Origin of the sequence: Paenibacillus sp. RC67, assembly GCF_030020805.1 — a bacterium.
Lineage (GTDB): Bacteria > Bacillota > Bacilli > Paenibacillales > NBRC-103111 > Paenibacillus_S.
This window is the reverse complement of record NZ_CP125098.1, coordinates 3,407,008-3,425,748: the sequence shown is the minus strand read 5'-3', so window position 1 is coordinate 3,425,748 and position 18,741 is coordinate 3,407,008. Positions and strand designations below refer to the sequence as shown.

Genomic DNA, 18,741 nt, shown 5'->3' with positions numbered 1-18,741 from the left:
ACACCTGAGAATTTGTAAATATAATTTTATTCATTTTGAGAAAAAGTATGCAGAATATTAGTTATAATTACTGAAAATCCCCCTAACAGTCTTTAACTAATTAACCAATAACCAAAATATCGTATCGTTTTTATCAATTATATTTTTATTCACTTATTGCAAGCGGTTTACTACAGCGTCCCGAATCGTGTACAATAAAGGGAAACTTATCCGTTCCTATGTTTTCAATACAAGATGCATTTGCTGCTTAAATTGGAGGATTATTATGTTACAAGAATTCGTCGGCTTAATGTCTCCGAAGATGAAAAGCTTGAAGCGGCTTTACTATTTGATCAATAAGCTGGGTCCAGTGCGAATTAATACACTAGTAGAGCAAACTGGGTATAAGCACTCCACCTGTTCTCGTTTGGTTGAAGAGCTCGTGCAAAGCGGGTTAATCTATGACAGCGGTTTGGGGGAATCAAAAGGTGGGCGCAAACCTTCCCTGTATGTCATTAAGCCTGACTCCCACTATTTAATAGGTATAGAAATATCAAGTCTTTTTACGACGGTTCTTCTTCTCGATTTGCAATTAACCATAGTAGCAGAGCATAAGCTGAAAATGCTTGAAACATGTACTCCCGACTATACGCTCCGCTTTATAAGCGAGCGTATCGATCAGCTGCTTGAGGAACACAGCGTTCCACACAACAAGCTGCTTGGTATCGGAGTTGGGGCTATCGGCCCCATCAATCGTGAAGGCGGGACTCTTCTCTCGCACGAGCATAAGCTAGATGGCTGGGAGCAGGTCAATATTATCGATTATTTACAGACGCGTTTTCATACGACCGTCCTTCTCGATAACGGAATCAACCTGGCTGCACTTGGAGAATATCGCAGTAAATATTGGAAAGATGCGGACAACCTTGTCTATACCTCGTCAGGCGTCGCGATTCGCTGCGGTATCATTTTGCAGGGGCAAGTGCTCGGCAGCAAGCTCGATATGGATAATTCCCTGGGTCATATTACAGTGGACGTTCACGGGCGTCAGTGCTCTTGTGGTGCTTATGGCTGTCTGGAAGCCTACAGCAGCTTCCCGTCCGTGCGTGAAGAAATTGTACGCCGCATCAAGCGCGGCAAAGCATCTGTACTGCAAAGCATGGTCGATCAAGTGGATGATGTACAGTTCCATCATATATTGGATGCTCTAGAGCAGGACGATCCGCTCTGTTACGATGTTGTAAGGGATGCCGCCTATTATTATGGCATCGGTTTATCCAACCTGATTCATCTCTTACGTCCGGATATGGTTATTGTCGGTGGAGGCTTGGGAGCAAACCTTACTTTCTACGAGATTACGGCAGAAACCGTACAGCAACGGCTTCAGCATTATCCTAACTGCAAGGTGAAGATCGTCAGAGCTTCAAGTGGATACAATGTGGTTGCTGTAGGGGCCGGCTGCATGGTGCTTGACTATTTCATTGAAGACAAACAAACCACGTGATGCTCACGCGGTTTGTTTGTCGAGAAACATTTAAATCTTGAAATATTGCTAGTATACTCCAGTGGAATATGCCCCTCCAGCCGCTGTTGAAACCCGTGAATTTGATTAGATTTAGTGGAATATTCACGGATTTCAAAGGCGGACGTAAACTCTTCCGAGGCATTCCCCACCCTAGGCAGGATCCTTATCGTCGCCCAATTCATAGACGACCTTCCGGATCGTCCCCCTGTAAGGATATTCGCCTTCCTCCAGGTACATCTCCGTTACTGTAGGAAGCGCATCGCGACCGATACTTAGACCTTTGCGAGATATTTTGTATTTATAGGTCTTAGGGAACTTTCTTTCCCCGACCAGTTTACCGTTAATATATAAGGAGCCCGTGCCTGCGGTCGACAACGGCTGCTTAGTGAAAACGAACCGGATTTCCAAATCACCGGATGGCACCTCACAATCCGAAATCATCGCGTACAAGGTACGCATATGGTTATATTCAAAATGGAGGCGGTTATTACGGATATATAGCGTATATCCGCCATCATAATTCCCCATTGCTACGAGCACTCCGTCGCATGAATCATCTGGCCGTTCAATATGTGCCGTGATCGAATACGAGCGGTTAACCGTCGGAGGTGCCGCAGCCGATCCAATGATCGCCACTCCGCCATAGTAGGTGAACTTGTTGCGAGCAGTTACCGACTCGGGATTGTGCTTCGCCAAATCTTGCCATCCTGCATTGCGCAGCGGCAGGACATCGTGCTGCTCCGCCTCCCCCCACCACAATTCGATTAGTTCCTGCAATCGATTCGGATAAACAGCAGACAAATTATTCACTTCATTATAATCGCTGCTAAGATCGTACAACTCCCATACATCGTCCTCGAAAGCCACTCCCCTCTCATGATTGGTCACGGCTTTCCATCCATTATGAATAATGGCACGGTTGCCCATCATCTCAAAATGCTGCGTCACCCTTCTCGTCGGCTCATCCGGCTGTGTGAACGTGTACGACATACTGCTTCCATGAATCGGCATCTGGGAGACACCTCGAATCTCGGCTGGTGGCTGGATATCTAATACCTCATATACCGTTGGTGTAATATCCGTAATATAGTGAAACTGTGAACGTACCTGTTCGCTTCGCTCGATGCTTCCCTGCGGCCACTGAATGATGAGCGGTACGCGGATACCACCAAAGTACGTCTGCTGCTTGTAGTAGCGAAGTGGAGTATTACATACTTGTGCCCAGCCACTAGGATACTCGCAGCTTACCCGATCTCCGTACATTTGTTCGTAGTAGGGTAAAATATCGTCCAAAGTCTCTGTATACCCTTCGACGATCTTCGAATAATCCACGCTGCCATTGGATCGTCCCGTACTGCTTGCGCCATTATCCGAGATCAGCACAATTAGTGTGTTATCGTATTGATCGATTTCCTTCAGGTAATGGATAAGTCGTCCGATTTGATCGTCGGTATGTGTTAGGAATCCGGCATAAATCTCCATGAACCGCGTAGCTACTTTTTGCTCATTGGCAGATAAGGTATCCCATGGTCGAACATCTGGATTGAATGGTGGCAGCTCCGCATCCTGCGGGATGATCCCCAGTTCCTTCTGCCGATGAAACCGCTGCTCGCGAATCTGATCCCAGCCGATATCGTATTTGCCTTGGTATTTGCGGATATATTCCAGCGGCGCTTGATGAGGCACGTGCTGAGCTCCGAACGCTAAATATAGAAAGAACGGCTTTTCCGGTGTAATGGAAGTTTGATCCGTAATAAATTGTCGAGCATGATCTATTAAATCCTCGGATACATGATATGGGCCTTCCTGCTTATCTGGACGCGGAACAAAGTGATTATCGTAAACCAGATCCGGATAAAATTGATCGGTCTCCCCTTCCATAAAACCATAAAAACGCTGAAAGCCTTTGCCTAGAGGCCAATAATCATAAGGTCCCGCCGGAGAAGAATGATGTACAGGAGCAAGATGCCATTTCCCTATAGCAAACGTGCTGTACCCATTGTCTTTCAACACTTCGGCTATGGTCCCAGCATGGTGAGAGATACGCCCTCTCGTATTCGGGCTATCGGGTCCAAGATCGAAATTCGTTATCGTCGCCATCCCGACCGAATGGTGATTACGTCCGGTCAATAAAGAAGCTCGGGTTGGTGAACAAAGCGGAGTTGCGTGAAAATTGTTGTACCTCAGTCCTCCTGCCGCCAATTGATCGATATTCGAAGTCTGGATTTCAGAGCCATAACAGCCCAAATCACCGAAACCCATGTCATCAAACACAATGTAAATCACATTGGTTTTCTCTTTATCTTGCCTTACCTCTTCTGCATTGTTCATTTGTGACTTACCTCCATCCAATCGATAAATAAATCAGATCACTCAGTTGCCCTAGGCGATCACAATTAAACTTGGGCTGATTTTCCGAACTCTTCAGTCCGGTTAAAGTTCTTATTAAATACATACATAAAGATTAGTGTAGCGACTCCAATCATCAACATGAGCACCAAGGCTGAATTACTGTATTGTGCAGACTTGTCATTGGATGAGAAGTCAATAATTTTATTCATCATATAAGGCTGGCCATACAGCATGGCAAGGAACGCACCGCCCAATGAGCTTCCTATGTTAAGGACTAGCTTTTCAATACCGATACCGGCGCCTCTCTGATGTTCCGGCAGGAGCTGTGTATAGTTCGTAAGGTACCCTGAGAAAAATAAGGCGTAGCCAATATTGAAAAGCCCCATTCCGATGAAGACTATGACTACGGAGTACCCTACCAGAAAAGCTACGAGAGTTAACCCGCCAAAAATAAATGCCCCTCCGAGTAAAGCGATATTCCGATAGCCGATCTGTTTAATGATTTTTCCTGATAACATTCCAACAATAAAGGCGGCAATATTCGTAAACATATAAAACACGCCTATCGTGCTAGTAGAAATACCATAAGTTTGTTTGGCAATAAACGGAAAGATGAAGGAAAAGCCCACTTGCGTTCCATAGAACAAAGCACAGACGATCAAAGAAGGAATAATCCCTTTCACTTTAAAAAGCTCCGGCTTCACGAATGGATCTTTGCTCTTTTGAGTATAGAACACAAAGATGGCAATAAAAACAAGAGCCAAGATCAGTAATATTGTATATTCCATTTTAAACGTCATGTAGGTTATCAATAAGGCAGAAATAACAGTCAGCAGAATTAAACCGATATAATCGAATGACCCTCGTTTGCTTTCATCCTTAGGCATATTTTTATAAATAATCGGGACGCCGATCAGGGTGATAAGCGGAATTAGAAATGTAACGTTCCAGTGCAAATACTCTGTAATGTAACCTCCGAATAAATGACCAGATGCTGAGGCGAGCTGAAAAATAGCTGTGTTATAGCCAAAATATTTGGCCGCCGTCAACTTGTCGAAATATTTGATCGCAATCATAACCTGTAAAGCCAAAGGCGCTGCAATGGTAATAGCAAACAATGCACGAAACACAATCAATAAGGTAAAGCTGTGCTGCGAGAAGAAACCGATCAGCGTGACAACTGGGAAAACAAAACAAGTAAACAATAATAGCTTCCTTATGCTAATCACATCAGATAAAGCTGTAAATACAATAGCTGCTATTCCGAAAAACAACTTGCCAAGCGTTACAATTAAGCTGACCGTTGACGGAGTTACTGCAAATTCTTGGGACAAATCTGGTGTTATTAAATTGAATACGTTTTCATTGAAAACTTGAAAAAACTCATACAGCAGAATCCAAGGCATACACTTGATGACTCTTCTCTGGATCTCTTCCTTCTGCAAACCACTCATGGTCTTCCCCCTCTTCATGGATGAATAGATAACTTCGTCGACAGCTGCTTGGTTCTTACATTGAGGACTTTGTTAGTCTGCCCTTTCTTCGATTGCTCATCCCCCTTAACACGTTCCACCGAATGAATATACCTATCATATACGATGCTCTGTCTATTTGTAAATCTAATATTATTCAAAATGATAAAAAGATTATAACAAATTGATGAAATTTGAATAAAAACCTTAAATTTCAGCTATTTCATTCTAAAATGATAGATGTTATTTCTATAATAAAATTATATAAGTCTCTATTATTCTCATTATGATTTTAAAAAACAAAAAAATCCCTCTGCATACAACAGTTTAACTGTCTACACAGGGGATTTCTTCAATTTTTATTTTTTCTTCGTCAATTCTTGCTCGATTGCCTTATCCGCATCCTCTTGCGTCTCTCTTAGAACGGTGTTAACATCCTTTGCTCCAGTTGCGAGATTAGTGACAACACCGTTGATTTTCCCTGCCACGAGCACATGATACGGATTTGGTGGAGCCATTTTGGCAGGCTTGATTTTTAAGGTGCCTTGAATATTTTTCCCTTTAGTCAAAGGCAGATCAGCCAGGAAATCTTTACGAATCCCTTCATCTGCTAGAGCCGTCAAGCGACTTGAGCGATTTAATATATTTTGGACCTCCGGCGAAGTGAGGAGTTGAATGACCTGAAATGCTTCCTCTTTGTGCTTCGATGTTTTGGAAATGACCATCATTTGTGCACCAGGATCGATCGTAATTCCCGGCTTGTCTTTGAAAGCAGGAGCGCCGACGATATCAAAATTAAGCTGTGACCCAGCTTTCTGTATAAAGCCTAGCGTATCAGGAATCCAGTTCAAGTACATCGCCGTTTGCTGGTCTTTTACGAAGCTATCCTGGTTAGGCGGCAGCTTTCCGTCAATGACCATGCCTGGAATTTGATAAAATTCCTGAACCCGATCCAGTACGGATTTAAACGCATCGTTGTTAATTAATGCTTTATTGGTCTTTGCATCCACCAGCGACATCGATTTCATTCTTGCAATAAACTCCGGATTTGGCGGGAGGCTGCCGCGGAATTGGACGCCGCCATCGTTATAAGTCATTTTTTTGACCAATGTGATATATTCATCCCAAGTTATCCCATCCGTAGGATAAGGCAGCCCGCGTTTATCGAACAAATCCTTGTTATAAAAGAGGGCCATATGGTTCAATGCAAAAGGGATGCCATAGATCTCACCCTTGGTGCCAAGCTCCTTAATCCAATCAATATTCGGACTGGCAAATCGGTTGAGATCCAAATTATTTGCTTTAACCAAAGCACTTAAGTCAGAGGGGATATCCAAATCCTGCAGTACAGAGAATCTGGAGTTAGCACCATAAATAATGTCAGGGGTCTGTCCTGCTGCTACAAGCTTAACGATATCTTCTCTCACAACTTTAAGTGTGATATGAGGATACTTCGCAGCTAACGGTTTCATCATAATCTGATCAAATTCTTCATCGGTCATATTCAGGAAATAAGGGGCTAAGGTTAATTCAACCGGTGTCTTAGGCACATCAGCGGTTTTTGTATCACTAGGATTCGATGCAGGTGTGCTTGGGCTGCTGCAGCTTGAGAGCAAGCCGATAAGCAGAGAACCAACAGTAAGGAAAGAAGATGTTTGTAGTAACCGACGTAGGTGTAAATTAGTCATAGTAATTAACCCCTTCTTGATTATATGGTTGATAATCTCCATGCTTACTTTGATATCTGCGTAATGGATATGTACAGCGCTCACTCTCATTAGTGTTACATAATGGGCCGGTGTGCGCGTTGCCTCGAACGAATCCCCCTTTTTATGTAAGCCCTTTCATATATTATAACAACTCCTTTAAGCCAGGAATGTCTTTTCATTGTTATAAAATGTCGTTGTATTGCTATTCCTTTACTACAAGGACAGTGATCCACAACTATTTTCAAAAAAACTATCGCCTTCTCTTACAGCTCTCTTTCTTTTAATCTCGTCGCTTGGACGAGGCCGTATGCCAATCGAGGTGCTAATTGCGCTGCTTGCAATAGAATTCGTGGCAGGATTGGCACTTCGAACAACCCTTGAATTAACCGCCCCCATTGCAAAGGTGCTGCAAATTCACTTTTTATTGAATGCGAGTATTCGCTCTCCCAACTGGATAATGAAATAGTCCCTGATAAGTAGTTGTCGGCGAGGGGAGCACATAATATCGCAGAACGCAGCGCCATCGACATTCCATCTCCACAAAGCGGAGGTATCGTTAGTATGGCATCCCCTACTAGGGGAATCGTATTCCAAGCAAGCAGCTTACGACTAAGATCTACTGGGGCTATCGCTGCTTGAGTTTCTTGAACAGGAATGGCATGAGCGAGCTTGTGTTGAAGCATTGGGTTCCTGCGGCTAGCGGCATCGAGTAGACCCAAGATGCTTTTATCGCTGTTCTGAAACGATTTTCGTTTTAATAGTGCCGTAACATTAACGAGCCCTCCTTCCACGGGGGCAAGACCTACATAACCGCCGTCAAAAAAATAAAGCTCCACAACAGGCTCCATCTCGACTCCACGGAAGTGGGATTTCACTCCCATATAGGTATGGCTAACGCTGCTATTAGGGTGAGGTCCAGGTAGAATCGAGCGACCATGAGCGCCCCACGCAGCAATGACAGCTCGTGCTTGATAAGTTGTTCTCTCTTCTCCTTGCCTAGCTTCAATTAGATATCCTTTGTTATTCGTTGAGACGGAGGTTATGGTTGTTGAAGTATGGATGTGTACTCCCGAGCTTTCAGCCGCGCTATGAAGAGTACTGTCCAATAAATACCGGCTCACCCCTATAGCATTCCCTGGGAGTGGAATCTCCAATATTTTCCCATTATTGAAAATCAATCGTGTTCGGTTGATGGAACTGGGCTGCAGTGATTCTACATAACCATGAACACCTAGAGATTTCAACATGCTCTGGGATTCAGGAGAAAGAAACTCACCGCACACTTTATGCCGGGGAAATGGCTTCCGATCCAACAGGATCGTCTCCCACCCTCGATCTGCTAATGATTTGGCTAAACAACTGCCTGCTATTCCCGCTCCCAATACCGCAACATCCAAGTGATTCACAGCCTTCAACTCCGGTTCTTAGAACTATAGTTTGCTTTTCCTAATGACAACCATATACCGAAATAACAGTCTCCACGAAAAGAACATCTCAGGGAGATCCAGAGTTTTTCGGAGATGCTTCCAATCGTCAGCGCAAAAGCCTTTGGCCACAGACAAGGGGCCGTCATTTAAAATGTATCGATTATTGGATATCAACCGCACCGTCAACCAGACCGCTGCCCAAGGAATCCAATGTCTGTGAATATCATTAATTACGACACCCAGTCGCGATACTTTAAGCATGCTTTGTATTACGTTGTGAAGCTCATCGGCTGCAAAATGATGAACAAACTGCGTACCCGTTACTACATCCACGCTTTTTTCTTGTAAATCAAACAGATCCCTTTGCATCACTTGAACCCGTGGTTCATCGCGAAAATAATGTCTTGCCTCTTCACAAGCTTCTTCGGTAATATCTACCAAAGTAATCTTAAGATCAATTTGGTTCATGTCCGCCCATCTAAGAAGGTGCTGGTTTACATCGCCAGAGCCTGATCCTATGTCCAGAATGGTTAAGCTGTCCGGTCTCCCCGCTTCTCTCCATATTTTCTGAACTCCATGGAGTGTAGGTGCTGCAGCACCAAAGATTCGGTTAAGTACTCGAAGATGGGACAATGCTTCCCGAAGCTCCGTGCCCCCAGTTGAAAAATCGTCCATTAGTTCTTGCTCCACAGCACGCTGCTTTAATCGGCTAAACATGGATTTCATCTACCAACTGATGATGGATTCGGACAGAGGGAAGATAAGCGATCTTCAGTATCTCACATGAAAGACCGGGTCCGAATGCAAGGGATACGCCACTCGTCAGTCCTGAGCCCCGTCTACTGAGGTCGTTCCGCATCTCATTAAGTACAAATAATATGGTGGCAGACGACATATTCCCATATTGACGCAGTACATTTCGACTATAAGAGGTTTGTTCCGTTGTGAGCTCGAACAACTGCTCCAGTGTGTCAATAATCCCTTTACCACCGGGATGAATTGCCCATAATTGCGGCTTATCCTCCCCGCTTAACAAGCGTTCCACTTGCTCTGGAACAAATCGGCCTAACAGCTTAGGGATGTTGGTTGATAAATACAGATCAAAGCCGTAATTGCCAACATCCCACAGCATCTCTTCAGCTGAATCGGGTAGAAGAACAGAGAGTTCTTCTCGTAATTGAAATATCCCTGGTTGGTGAGGTCCGCAGGCACCTATAAGACATGCAGAGGCTCCATCCCCGAAGAAAGAAGCGCTAAATAACGCCTCCCGCTCGCTCGAAGGCTGAATGTGAAGTGTACATAATTCGACGCACACCACCAATACTTTAGCATTCAGATTGCTCGAGACAATTTGGCGAGATAGACAAATCGCTTTTAATCCTGCCGCACACCCCAGAAAATTAAGCGGTATCCGATTAACATGGGGAGCTAGTCCCAGCAAACGGATCAATGCGGTATCCATTCCCGGGAGAAATTGACCTGTACAGCTTACCGTGATCAAATGCGTAATTTCGGAGACGTCCGCATTTGCATCCGATAGGGCTTTCTGTGCAGCACTCAACGCTAAGGGAACAGCCTCTCTCTTATAAGTTTCCATTCGCTCCGCCGTAGAAGGAGCTTGCAAGCTGGATATCCGGGAAAAATAACGGCAGTCCTCGCCGGTTTCTAATAAATTGGGTTCACAAGTATAACGGTTTTCGACTCCACATTGTCTAAAAATTTTTCTCGCCCAGCGCGCAGAGTCCGGGTACTCATTCAACGCCTGTGTCAGCCTGTGCGAAGTGTCTTGTTGTTCCAAAAGGTAATTCGGAACCGCCGTACCTATTCCTAAAATAGAAGGTAATATTTCATCTGCTTCCATTTCCCACATCTTCCTCTCATCTGTAGTCACTTATCAGCTAAAAATGGTTTAGAATGGCTTTACGGATGCTAAACGCATGGAAAACGAACAAAACAACAGCCCTCGGACTTGAGCTGTTGTTTCGATAAGTGCATTAAGTTGTATTATGTAAGGTCCGAATTCGATCTCCATAGTACACCTCTTCTTCGTATCCCTTATGGCAGTTAAGAGTTGATGTCACCCTTTATCTACCATTTTTAACATCAATATAACCATTGAGATGATTTTTTATACAGAAGAGCGACACTTCGTTTCCTTATCACGTCCTATTTATATGTTACAGTTCTGCTTCGCTGACATTGGGAAGAGTGTCAGGAAACGATTGCCAATCCCTTTGCATTTCTGTCTCATTTAACAAACAAGCATCCAAGCTGGCTTCGATTTCAACACGATTCATGTCAATTCCTATAAAAACGACTTTGTTGATTCGATCCCCATATTTCTCATCCCATTGCAAAGCTAACTCAGGATCATCTTGCAGCATTGCTTTTTGTTCAAATTCGGGCAGGGCAGCAATCCAGTAGCCGGAAGGACCAAATTGAATGGATGGACCTGCTTGGCTTAAGTTTTGACCCATTGTATCACGGGTGGCAAGCCACAAAGTTCCCTTCGCTCTAACAATGTCGGCTGGCCATTCTTCCATCCATTGCTTCAACCGTTCAGGATGAAAGGGCTTCACGCGTTCATAAACAAAGGAACGGATGCCATACTCTTCTGTTTCGGGTGTATGTGAAGGCTTTTGCATTTCTTTAATCCAACCTGCTGAGCTACTAGCTTCTTCGAAATTGAATAACCCGGTGTTAAGAATGTCGGTCGGATTCACGCGGCCATGCTCGGTCCGGATGATTTTGGCGCTAGGCTGCAGAGTATGCAGCACCTGTTCCAGTTGTGCCAGCTCGTCCTCATCCACTTTATCGCACTTATTTAAGAGAAGCACATCGCAAAATTCAATTTGATCAATTAACAAATCGACAACTTCGCGAGTATCATCCTCTCCTACTGCCTGGTTTCTGTCCAGCAGCATTTCACCAGATGAATAGTCATGCCAGAACCGATAGGCATCTACTACCGTTACCATGCAATCAAGCTGACAAAATTGTGATAGATCGATCCCCTGTTCCTCATCGACATAACTGAAGGTTTGCGCGACGGGGAGCGGTTCACCGACACCTGTTGATTCTATTAGGATATAATCGAACCTGTTTTCCTTGGCTAGTTTTTCAACCTCACGAAGCAAATCTTCCCGTAGCGTGCAGCAAATACAGCCGTTGGACATTTCAACCAGCTTCTCGTCCGTTCTTGAGAGTCCACCCCCATCCTTGATTAATGAAGCGTCGATATTCACTTCGCTTAGATCGTTGACGATGACAGCGACTCTTAAGCCACTGCGGTTGTTTAATACATGATTAAGGACGGTTGTTTTACCTGAGCCTAAATAGCCACTCAATACGGTCACTGGAATTTTTGTCATGGTTGCCATTCCAACTCCTTATAATAGTTATTTTTACGATTTAATTCTTTTAAAGAAGAGGTGCTTAGCACCCCTTATTTCAAACAATTATTTATACGTAATTATTACGCTTAGTGAATTGTATCAGATATGTTTTTTACAGTCAAACAAAAACGTTAATAACCCGAAACAGTCTGCTCTGCTTCGGGTTAAGAATAAATTCAACATGTCCATTTTGCTGCATCAGGCAGTGGGCAGCTTCTCTCCTTGAGAAGCGCCCTTACTTGAACAAAGCAGCCGCAATACCTACAAGTATGGGAATGAACAAGAGCTTCGCACTCCCTACATGCCGCTAATCTTTGGTTATAAACTTCCTCTGACACACAATCCGTTGGTGTTCGTCTCAGCACTCCAATCAATCTTTCGATTTGATCCTCCATGACATCCACGCTATCGGAACAGCTTCTGCAATATATATTCCCCATCTGCAATTACTCAATTGTCAAAAGTACTACCGACATCGGCGGTAATTCCGTACTCAACAAGCTATTTTTCAGCGCAGCATGAATGAATTCCGCTGTATGTACGTTGTTAGGGTGGGCAAACGTGTTATGAGCCTGTATCCGATCTGCCGTTATGATTCTTCCTGACACTCTCTTGTCCGTGCTTGCCATTCCTCGCAGTTCTAACTGGACCTTGGCCTGCTGGTCATGATGAAGATTGCACAGGGTGATTCGAATTATCCCGTCAGTTCCTTTGGAGGCGGATAGACTGACTTGTGGGAGCACTTCACCGTCAAGCTCATAATGAGTCTGTTCGCTTACATGCATGTCAAGCAATTCCGCTCCCTGATGTTCTTTATACAAATCAAACACATGATAAGTAGGTGTCTTAATCATGCTGCCTCCTTCCGTTAAAATCATAGCTTGAAGAACATTAACGGTTTGAGCGATATTAGCCATATGAACCCGATCACAGTGATTATTAAATATATTCAAAGTTACTCCAGCCACAAGTGCATCTCGCAAAGTGTTTTGCTGGTACAGGAAGCCTGGGTTCGTTCCCGGTTCCGGATCGAACCAAGTCCCCCATTCATCCACAATCATGCCTACCCTTTTCTCCGGATCATATTTATCCATAATCGTTGCATGCTTAGTCACCAAATCATCCATCACAAGCGCTTTGCGAAGTGTCGTAAACCACTCATGAACCTCGAAATCCGTAGCCGAGCCCTTCTGCTTCCATACCCCTGGAACCGTGTAATAATGCAAGCTCAAGCCATGCATATATTTAGCAGCCTCACGCATCAATATTTCGGTCCAATTATAGTTAAAGTCGTTTGCTCCTCCTGCGATTTTGTAAATTTTGTTTTCTCCGAAGTTGCGTACATAGGTCTGAAACTGCCTATACAGATCAGCATAATATTCCGGTCTCATATTGCCGCCGCATCCCCAGTTTTCATTGCCAACGCCAAAATACTTTACTTTCCACGGCTTATCCCGTCCGTTCTTTCTTCGCCAATCTGCCATCGGAGATTCCCCGTCAAAGGTCATATACTCAATCCATTCCTGCATCTCCTGTACAGTCCCGCTGCCGACATTACCGCAGATGTAAGGCTCACAATCCAACAGCTCACAAAGTCTCAAAAACTCATGAGTGCCAAAATGATTGTTCTCCACTAGCCCGCCCCAATGTGTATTCACCATACGCTTGCGGGTTTCCCTTGGACCTACGCCATCCTTCCAATGATACTCGTCCGCAAAGCATCCTCCGGGCCAACGAAGAACAGGAATATTAATTTGCTTCAGCGCATCCAGAACGTCATTGCGAAAACCTTCCGTATTTGGAATTGGGGAATCCTCTCCCACCCAAATGCCTTCATAAATACAGCGGCCGAGATGCTCAGCGAAATGCCCGTAAATTGATTTATGAATGGTGCCGCGAGTGATATCTGTGTTGATGACGATATGAGTTTTCATAAGTATCATTCCTTTCGGTATATGAATTAATATATACATTAATCAATTAACAAATAATAATAACTTGATCTTAGTTAACCATAGGAAAAACGGTTTGACAAGCATTTATCTATGAGATTTATTGACTTTGTTGAATTTACGTTTATATTAATTACTTAGAAGGCTAACCAAGGGAGCTGCCATAGAAAGGAACATTCGAATGCTAAAAGCAACAACGAACACGGATTATTTGCCCTTATACGAGGCGCTTGCAAGCGAAGTGCGGCTTCGGATTTTGCAATTGCTTGCAGCGCAGCCTATGAATATAAAAGACATTGCACAACAGCTGCAGTTAAGCAGCGCTATAGTCACGATGCACGTTCGCAAGCTGGAAGCCGGCGGGCTGATCCGGACGAAGAAGGTTCGCAAAGAAGGCGGAACACATAAGATGTGCGAACTGGCTATTGAGCGGATTCAGATTGATCTGCCGCTTACAACAGAACCGATGCGTCAAGTGTACGAGAGCATTATACCTATTGGACATTACACAGAGTTTGATGTTTACCCCACCTGCGGACTCGCCACTAAGGATAAAATTATTGGGCAATTCGACGACCCCCGCTATTTTCTGGAGCCTGAGAGGATGTATGCGCACATTCTTTGGTTCGGTAAAGGATATGTTGAATACCGAATTCCGAACTATCTTTTACCCGGCCAAGAGCTGGAGGAAATTGAAATCACTATGGAGCTCGGCTCAGAAGCGCCAGGTGTCAATGATCATTGGCCTTCGGATATTCACTTTTATCTTAATGGAACTTTACTCGGTCAATGGACAAGTCCTGGGGATTACGGCAGCTGCAGCCGTGGCAAATACGCTCCAGACTGGTGGAGAACAGGCTTGAATCAATACGGTCTCCTTAAAGTTATCCGAATTAAAGAAGAGGGTACCTTCATCGATGGACAACAAATGTCATCTAACGGTTTATCCGCTCTATCGCTTGATCGTAATCATTGGATATTCAGATTGGCAGTCGAGGAAGGATCGGCTCATGTAGGTGGATTAACGTTATATGGAGAGGGATTTGGCAATTACAGCCAAGATCCGCTGTTTCGAGTGTATTATAGATAAAAATAAAAGACTTATCGGATCAGGTCCGGTAAGTCCTCTTTGAATTAAGAAACTTTATTCACTTTACATCTTATTAATATCGCTGCTTTCAATGATCGGTTTAGGATAACCTTTGCTCACTGCTCTGATCATCGCCCGGCCAAGCTGCTGTGATGAGGTGATCGATTGGGGAAACATTTTTTGGAGCAATGGATAGAACGGTCTCGTTAGGTCATAAATGATCTGGTATAGCTTAGTTTTGGATCGAATGTTCTTTGGAGGAAGAATCCCACCGGGCCGGAACATATAGGCTGCTTTAAATGGCAATTGAAGTAGATCATTCTCCGTTTTTCCCTTCACCCTAGCCCACATCCTGCTCCCACTCTCCGAGCTGTCTGTCCCCATTCCTGTTACATAAATAAACGTCATATCCGGATTCAATCGAGCTAATGTTCGAGCCACATTAAGGGTAATATCATAGGTAATCGCCCGATACTGCTCTTCCGTCATGCCAAACGAGGAAACACCCAGACAAAAGAAACAAGCGTCAAAGCCTGTCAGTGACGACTCAATGTCCGTTAACTGAAGGAGATCCTTATGTATCAGCTCATGCAGCTTGTCATGCCGCTGACCTGTTGCACTGCGTCCGACGGTGAGCACACTTTGCACATTAGGATCAAGGAGACATTCCTGCAGCACACCTTTCCCAACCATGCCTGTTGCTCCAAAAATAATCGCCTTCACGATTAACCCTCCATTATCATGATGAAGCTTCATTCAAGATGAACCCCACCCCTATTAATTGCAATTCAACTAAAAAACGCAACGACTTTATTAATCAATACAAACTCTAGAACAACAACCGCTATGCAGCTTATAGTATAAACCTTCAACCTCATGGTGCTGAATTTATCCTTCCAATATTCTCCTCTGAAGAAAGATATAAAATTGGGAGTAAATGAATATCTCACAGATTCTTCGAATTCATCTTCATCATAAAAAAACCAATTAAATAGGAACCTATAAACCGGATAATTGATGATCAGTAAAATAATAAGGATTAAGATGTTCCAATTCATATGGCACCTCCTCCCTATTAGTACGACATTAAGCCATGAAAGTTCCATTTAATTACATTTAAAAGTTTTGAAGGATACTCCTTCAAGTTAGGACACTTGTAGGGTTCGCCTGATTCAAAGCGACAATATGCACCACTTCAGCAACATAACGATGAATATGGGCTATGACTGAAGTCCGGATCACTTCTTTGTTTATGGCAAACATACCATGATGGCCACGCAGGACATACGGATAATGAACATACTCTCCCTCATGAAATTCCTCGGTATCTATAACAACAATACGGCGTTCGTCCAACTTCTGCCTCACCACGGATAGCTCCTCACGCATTCGATTCATCATGATCATAGCCGTATCTGAATAAAGCTTTCGCAATGTTGCCGTTGATGTCTCCATTTCAATCCGATTCGTATTAACTACCGTTATGGCAATAGGAAGTAATATATAGTCCCCCAATAATTTAAGCTCATGCTCTGAAGGTTTCATGAATATCACCTCAATCTCATTATATGAGAACTAGCGTTCCCATTCAATAAGATTTTATTCCACAAATTGTTGCAGATTCCTAAACCGGCATCCGTTATAATAAAAAAGCTACCTCCAACGCTAATTTTAAACGGAGACATATAATGACTTATAATATGACTGAAATCTCAAAATTTGTAGGTTTTTTCAGAAAACATCAACCCATACCTGACATGGATGATGTGTTACATACATACAAAGCAGCGATTGCTGGTGATAAAAACGCCGCTATTCGAATGCTAGATTGGAAGAGGCATTGTTTCTATGTTAAAAATGCTCATGATCAGCAGGTCATGAGCGTGGTTTTTGCATATTGCGGCCAGTTATTCAATGCTAAATAAACCATTACTCCCGTTTTCGAAACTTCACTAATCTTCAACTCAATTACTTCCACTCGGTTCTCTCCCCTTGCTCAGATCCTCCCGCATCTCCAGATGCTTTCTCCCCCAACTGCACATGGAATCCAAAACGGAAGATACCGTTTTCCCGTGATCTGTCAGACTATATTCTACTCTCGGAGGGATCTCTTGATAGATGACTCGGTTAATCAATTGATCCTCTTCAAGCTCCCGCAGCTGTTTGGTCAATGTTCCTTGAGATACATCAGGGATGAGACGTCGCAGCTCACCGAATCGTTTGGTTCCATCAACAAGCAATATAAAAAGGATAAGCGGCTTCCATTTGCCACCGATCATTTCGAGGGTTGCAATGACCCCTTTTAATCTGGGTTCTTTTAAATTCATCTTTGTTCTCCACCTCTTCACCTATGATAACTGCTGCACTAAACTTTTGCACGATGATTTCTGTGAGCCCTTACACCATCAAATAGTACGAATTTTCGTACCAAGTACGTTTGAAGTGCGTACTTGGCAGTTTAGGCCGCACAGTTAATAATAGGAGTCGAAAGCTAATTCTTACTATCCAGAGGTGAAAACAATGTCTCTTAACACATTGGAGAATCAACGTGTCGTTATTATCGGCGGCAGTTCAGGCATAGGTCTTGCCGTTGCCAAACAAACTAGAGAGCAGGGTGGACAAGTTGTTATAGCGGGTCGTACCATCGAGAAGCTAGAGCTTGCCCGTCAACTGCTAGGTGACGATGGTATCGAAATTTATTCTTTAGATAACCGCAATGTGGATGAGCTTCAGACTTTTTTTGAGACAATAGGAAGCTTTGATCATTTATTTACTCCTGGCGCCTCCTACGTAAGAGGTCCTGTCACATCCGAACTGGAGGTTGCGCACAGCTGCTTTGATGCCAAATTTTGGCCGCAGTATAACGCTGTGAAGTATGCTGTTCCGTATATTAACTCTAGTGGTTCTATCGTCTTAATGTCGGGAGCTTTTAGCCAACGCCCGTTGGCAGATGGAGCATCTTATGCTGCTTGCAATGGAGCTATAGAAAGCTTGGGCAAAGCTCTTGCCGTCGAATTGGCACCGATAAGAGTCAACGTGATCTCTCCTGGAACGATTCATACGTCCTTTAACTGGGAGGGGGCGGAACAAGCCGTTAGAGACAAAGCGTATGAGGAGTATACCCGATTGAATCTTCTGGGTCGAGTTGGTCATGCTTATGAAGCCGCGCATACAACGATCTATTTAATGACCAATGGGTATACGACGGGAAGTACTCTCTTTCCCGATGGGGGTTACATTCTAAGATAAGATTCTTTTTGTTCCATTAGTTTAAACACAAGAGCCGGCCAATGCCGGCTCTTTATACTCCAAGTTATTCCTCGTAATTATCCCCACGAAACCAAGTCGGCCCTAATACGTACCATAATTATATACTTATTCCATTTTAAGGATGGGAGGTAATAATTATCGAAAACCAATCATTCTCAGGATTGGATTTGCTGAAGCTTCTGTTGATTATTCCTTTCTTCGTAATCTCTTTTATTGTCCTTTCTTTTATGGGAGGACGCGTTGTGGATCTATTTGTTAAAAGCCTAACAATCAGCTCTGAGCTAAAATTTATCGTTGTTCATTTTTACTACGATTTTTTGTGCATTTTCTTACCCATTTACGGCAGTTGTGAGCTAGCCCCAAGATTTAAAGCTCTAATTGCAGCCTGCTTTATGATTTTTATCGTATGCTACAGCGGCTTGTATACTCGAACCCTTGGGATGTCACAATTATTTGGAACCTATGCTGTGTGGAAATCACATTTCACACAAACAACCGTCATTTGTGCGGTGGTGATTCCATTTCTCGTTTTTTTTATCAAGTATTTAAAAAATCGCCGTTCGGAATGAA

General features: G+C 43.7%; 17 protein-coding genes. 5 read left to right on the top strand and 12 right to left on the bottom strand.

The window, feature by feature from the left end:
* The first annotated feature begins 265 nt into the window (after positions 1–265).
* Positions 266–1,483, top strand: a complete 1,218-nt coding sequence (locus QMA13_RS15720; protein ID WP_282942515.1) for an ROK family transcriptional regulator — start codon at positions 266–268, stop codon at positions 1,481–1,483.
* 171 nt (positions 1,484–1,654) lie between these two features.
* On the opposite strand, the gene QMA13_RS15715 is transcribed toward QMA13_RS15720, so the two are convergent.
* The 9 genes from QMA13_RS15715 to QMA13_RS15680 form a co-directional block, all read right to left on the bottom strand.
* Positions 1,655–3,835 carry an arylsulfatase gene (locus tag QMA13_RS15715; protein ID WP_282942514.1) on the bottom strand — a complete coding sequence of 727 codons (2,181 nt, stop codon included), beginning with the start codon at positions 3,833–3,835 and terminating at the stop codon, positions 1,655–1,657.
* A gap of 65 nt (positions 3,836–3,900) precedes the next feature.
* The gene (locus QMA13_RS15710; RefSeq protein WP_282942513.1) at positions 3,901–5,310 is read right to left on the bottom strand and encodes an MFS transporter; all 1,410 of its coding nucleotides are present in this window, start codon (positions 5,308–5,310) and stop codon (positions 3,901–3,903) included.
* Between the two features lie 377 nt (positions 5,311–5,687).
* A complete protein-coding gene (locus tag QMA13_RS15705) occupies positions 5,688–7,016 on the bottom strand; it encodes an ABC transporter substrate-binding protein (protein ID WP_282942512.1) in 1,329 nt (442 codons plus the stop codon).
* A 284-nt stretch (positions 7,017–7,300) separates the two neighbouring features.
* Positions 7,301–8,443, bottom strand: coding sequence for an NAD(P)/FAD-dependent oxidoreductase (locus tag QMA13_RS15700; RefSeq protein ID WP_282942511.1), 1,143 nt, complete (start codon positions 8,441–8,443; stop codon positions 7,301–7,303).
* Between the two features lie 24 nt (positions 8,444–8,467).
* Positions 8,468–9,181, bottom strand: a complete 714-nt coding sequence (locus QMA13_RS15695; protein ID WP_282943413.1) for a methyltransferase domain-containing protein — start codon at positions 9,179–9,181, stop codon at positions 8,468–8,470.
* Entirely contained in the window at positions 9,174–10,325 is a 1,152-nt protein-coding gene (locus tag QMA13_RS15690) for a type III polyketide synthase (protein WP_282942510.1), read from the bottom strand. Before QMA13_RS15690 ends, QMA13_RS15695 begins: the two co-directional genes overlap by 8 nt.
* A 316-nt stretch (positions 10,326–10,641) precedes the next feature.
* Positions 10,642–11,835, bottom strand: a complete 1,194-nt coding sequence (locus QMA13_RS15685) for a GTP-binding protein (protein WP_282943412.1) — start codon at positions 11,833–11,835, stop codon at positions 10,642–10,644.
* Positions 11,836–12,035: 200 nt separating this feature from the next.
* Positions 12,036–12,254, bottom strand: coding sequence for a DUF6171 family protein (locus QMA13_RS36595; protein ID WP_481858179.1), 219 nt, complete (start codon positions 12,252–12,254; stop codon positions 12,036–12,038).
* A gap of 51 nt (positions 12,255–12,305) precedes the next feature.
* The gene (locus QMA13_RS15680; protein ID WP_282942509.1) at positions 12,306–13,793 is read right to left on the bottom strand and encodes an alpha-N-arabinofuranosidase; all 1,488 of its coding nucleotides are present in this window, start codon (positions 13,791–13,793) and stop codon (positions 12,306–12,308) included.
* 199 nt (positions 13,794–13,992) lie between these two features.
* On the opposite strand from QMA13_RS15680, the gene QMA13_RS15675 reads away from it, so the two are divergent.
* Positions 13,993–14,901 carry an ArsR/SmtB family transcription factor gene (locus tag QMA13_RS15675; protein WP_282942508.1) on the top strand — a complete coding sequence of 303 codons (909 nt, stop codon included), beginning with the start codon at positions 13,993–13,995 and terminating at the stop codon, positions 14,899–14,901.
* Positions 14,902–14,964: 63 nt separating this feature from the next.
* Here the strand turns inward: QMA13_RS15675 and QMA13_RS15670 are convergent, their stop codons facing one another.
* Both QMA13_RS15670 and QMA13_RS15665 read right to left on the bottom strand, forming a co-directional pair.
* Positions 14,965–15,624 (bottom strand): NAD-dependent epimerase/dehydratase family protein, encoded by a 660-nt coding sequence (locus QMA13_RS15670; protein ID WP_282943411.1) that lies wholly within the window; start codon positions 15,622–15,624, stop codon positions 14,965–14,967.
* Between the two features lie 417 nt (positions 15,625–16,041).
* Entirely contained in the window at positions 16,042–16,446 is a 405-nt protein-coding gene (locus tag QMA13_RS15665; protein WP_282942507.1) for a YhjD family protein, read from the bottom strand.
* A 143-nt stretch (positions 16,447–16,589) separates the two neighbouring features.
* Between QMA13_RS15665 and QMA13_RS15660 the strand changes: the two genes are divergently transcribed.
* Positions 16,590–16,826 carry a hypothetical protein gene (locus tag QMA13_RS15660; protein WP_282942506.1) on the top strand — a complete coding sequence of 79 codons (237 nt, stop codon included), beginning with the start codon at positions 16,590–16,592 and terminating at the stop codon, positions 16,824–16,826.
* Positions 16,827–16,865: 39 nt separating this feature from the next.
* Here QMA13_RS15660 and QMA13_RS15655 read toward each other — a convergent pair whose 3' ends face one another.
* Positions 16,866–17,228: a winged helix-turn-helix transcriptional regulator gene (locus QMA13_RS15655; protein WP_282942505.1), complete on the bottom strand. Its 363-nt coding sequence runs from the start codon at positions 17,226–17,228 to the stop codon at positions 16,866–16,868.
* A 193-nt stretch (positions 17,229–17,421) separates the two neighbouring features.
* On the opposite strand from QMA13_RS15655, the gene QMA13_RS15650 reads away from it, so the two are divergent.
* Together QMA13_RS15650 and QMA13_RS15645 are read left to right on the top strand one after the other, a co-directional pair.
* Complete coding sequence (locus QMA13_RS15650) at positions 17,422–18,150, top strand: SDR family oxidoreductase (RefSeq protein ID WP_282942504.1); 729 nt, start codon at positions 17,422–17,424, stop codon at positions 18,148–18,150.
* Positions 18,151–18,413: 263 nt separating this feature from the next.
* Entirely contained in the window at positions 18,414–18,740 is a 327-nt protein-coding gene (locus QMA13_RS15645) for a hypothetical protein (RefSeq protein WP_282942503.1), read from the top strand.
* Position 18,741: the final 1 nt, after the last annotated feature.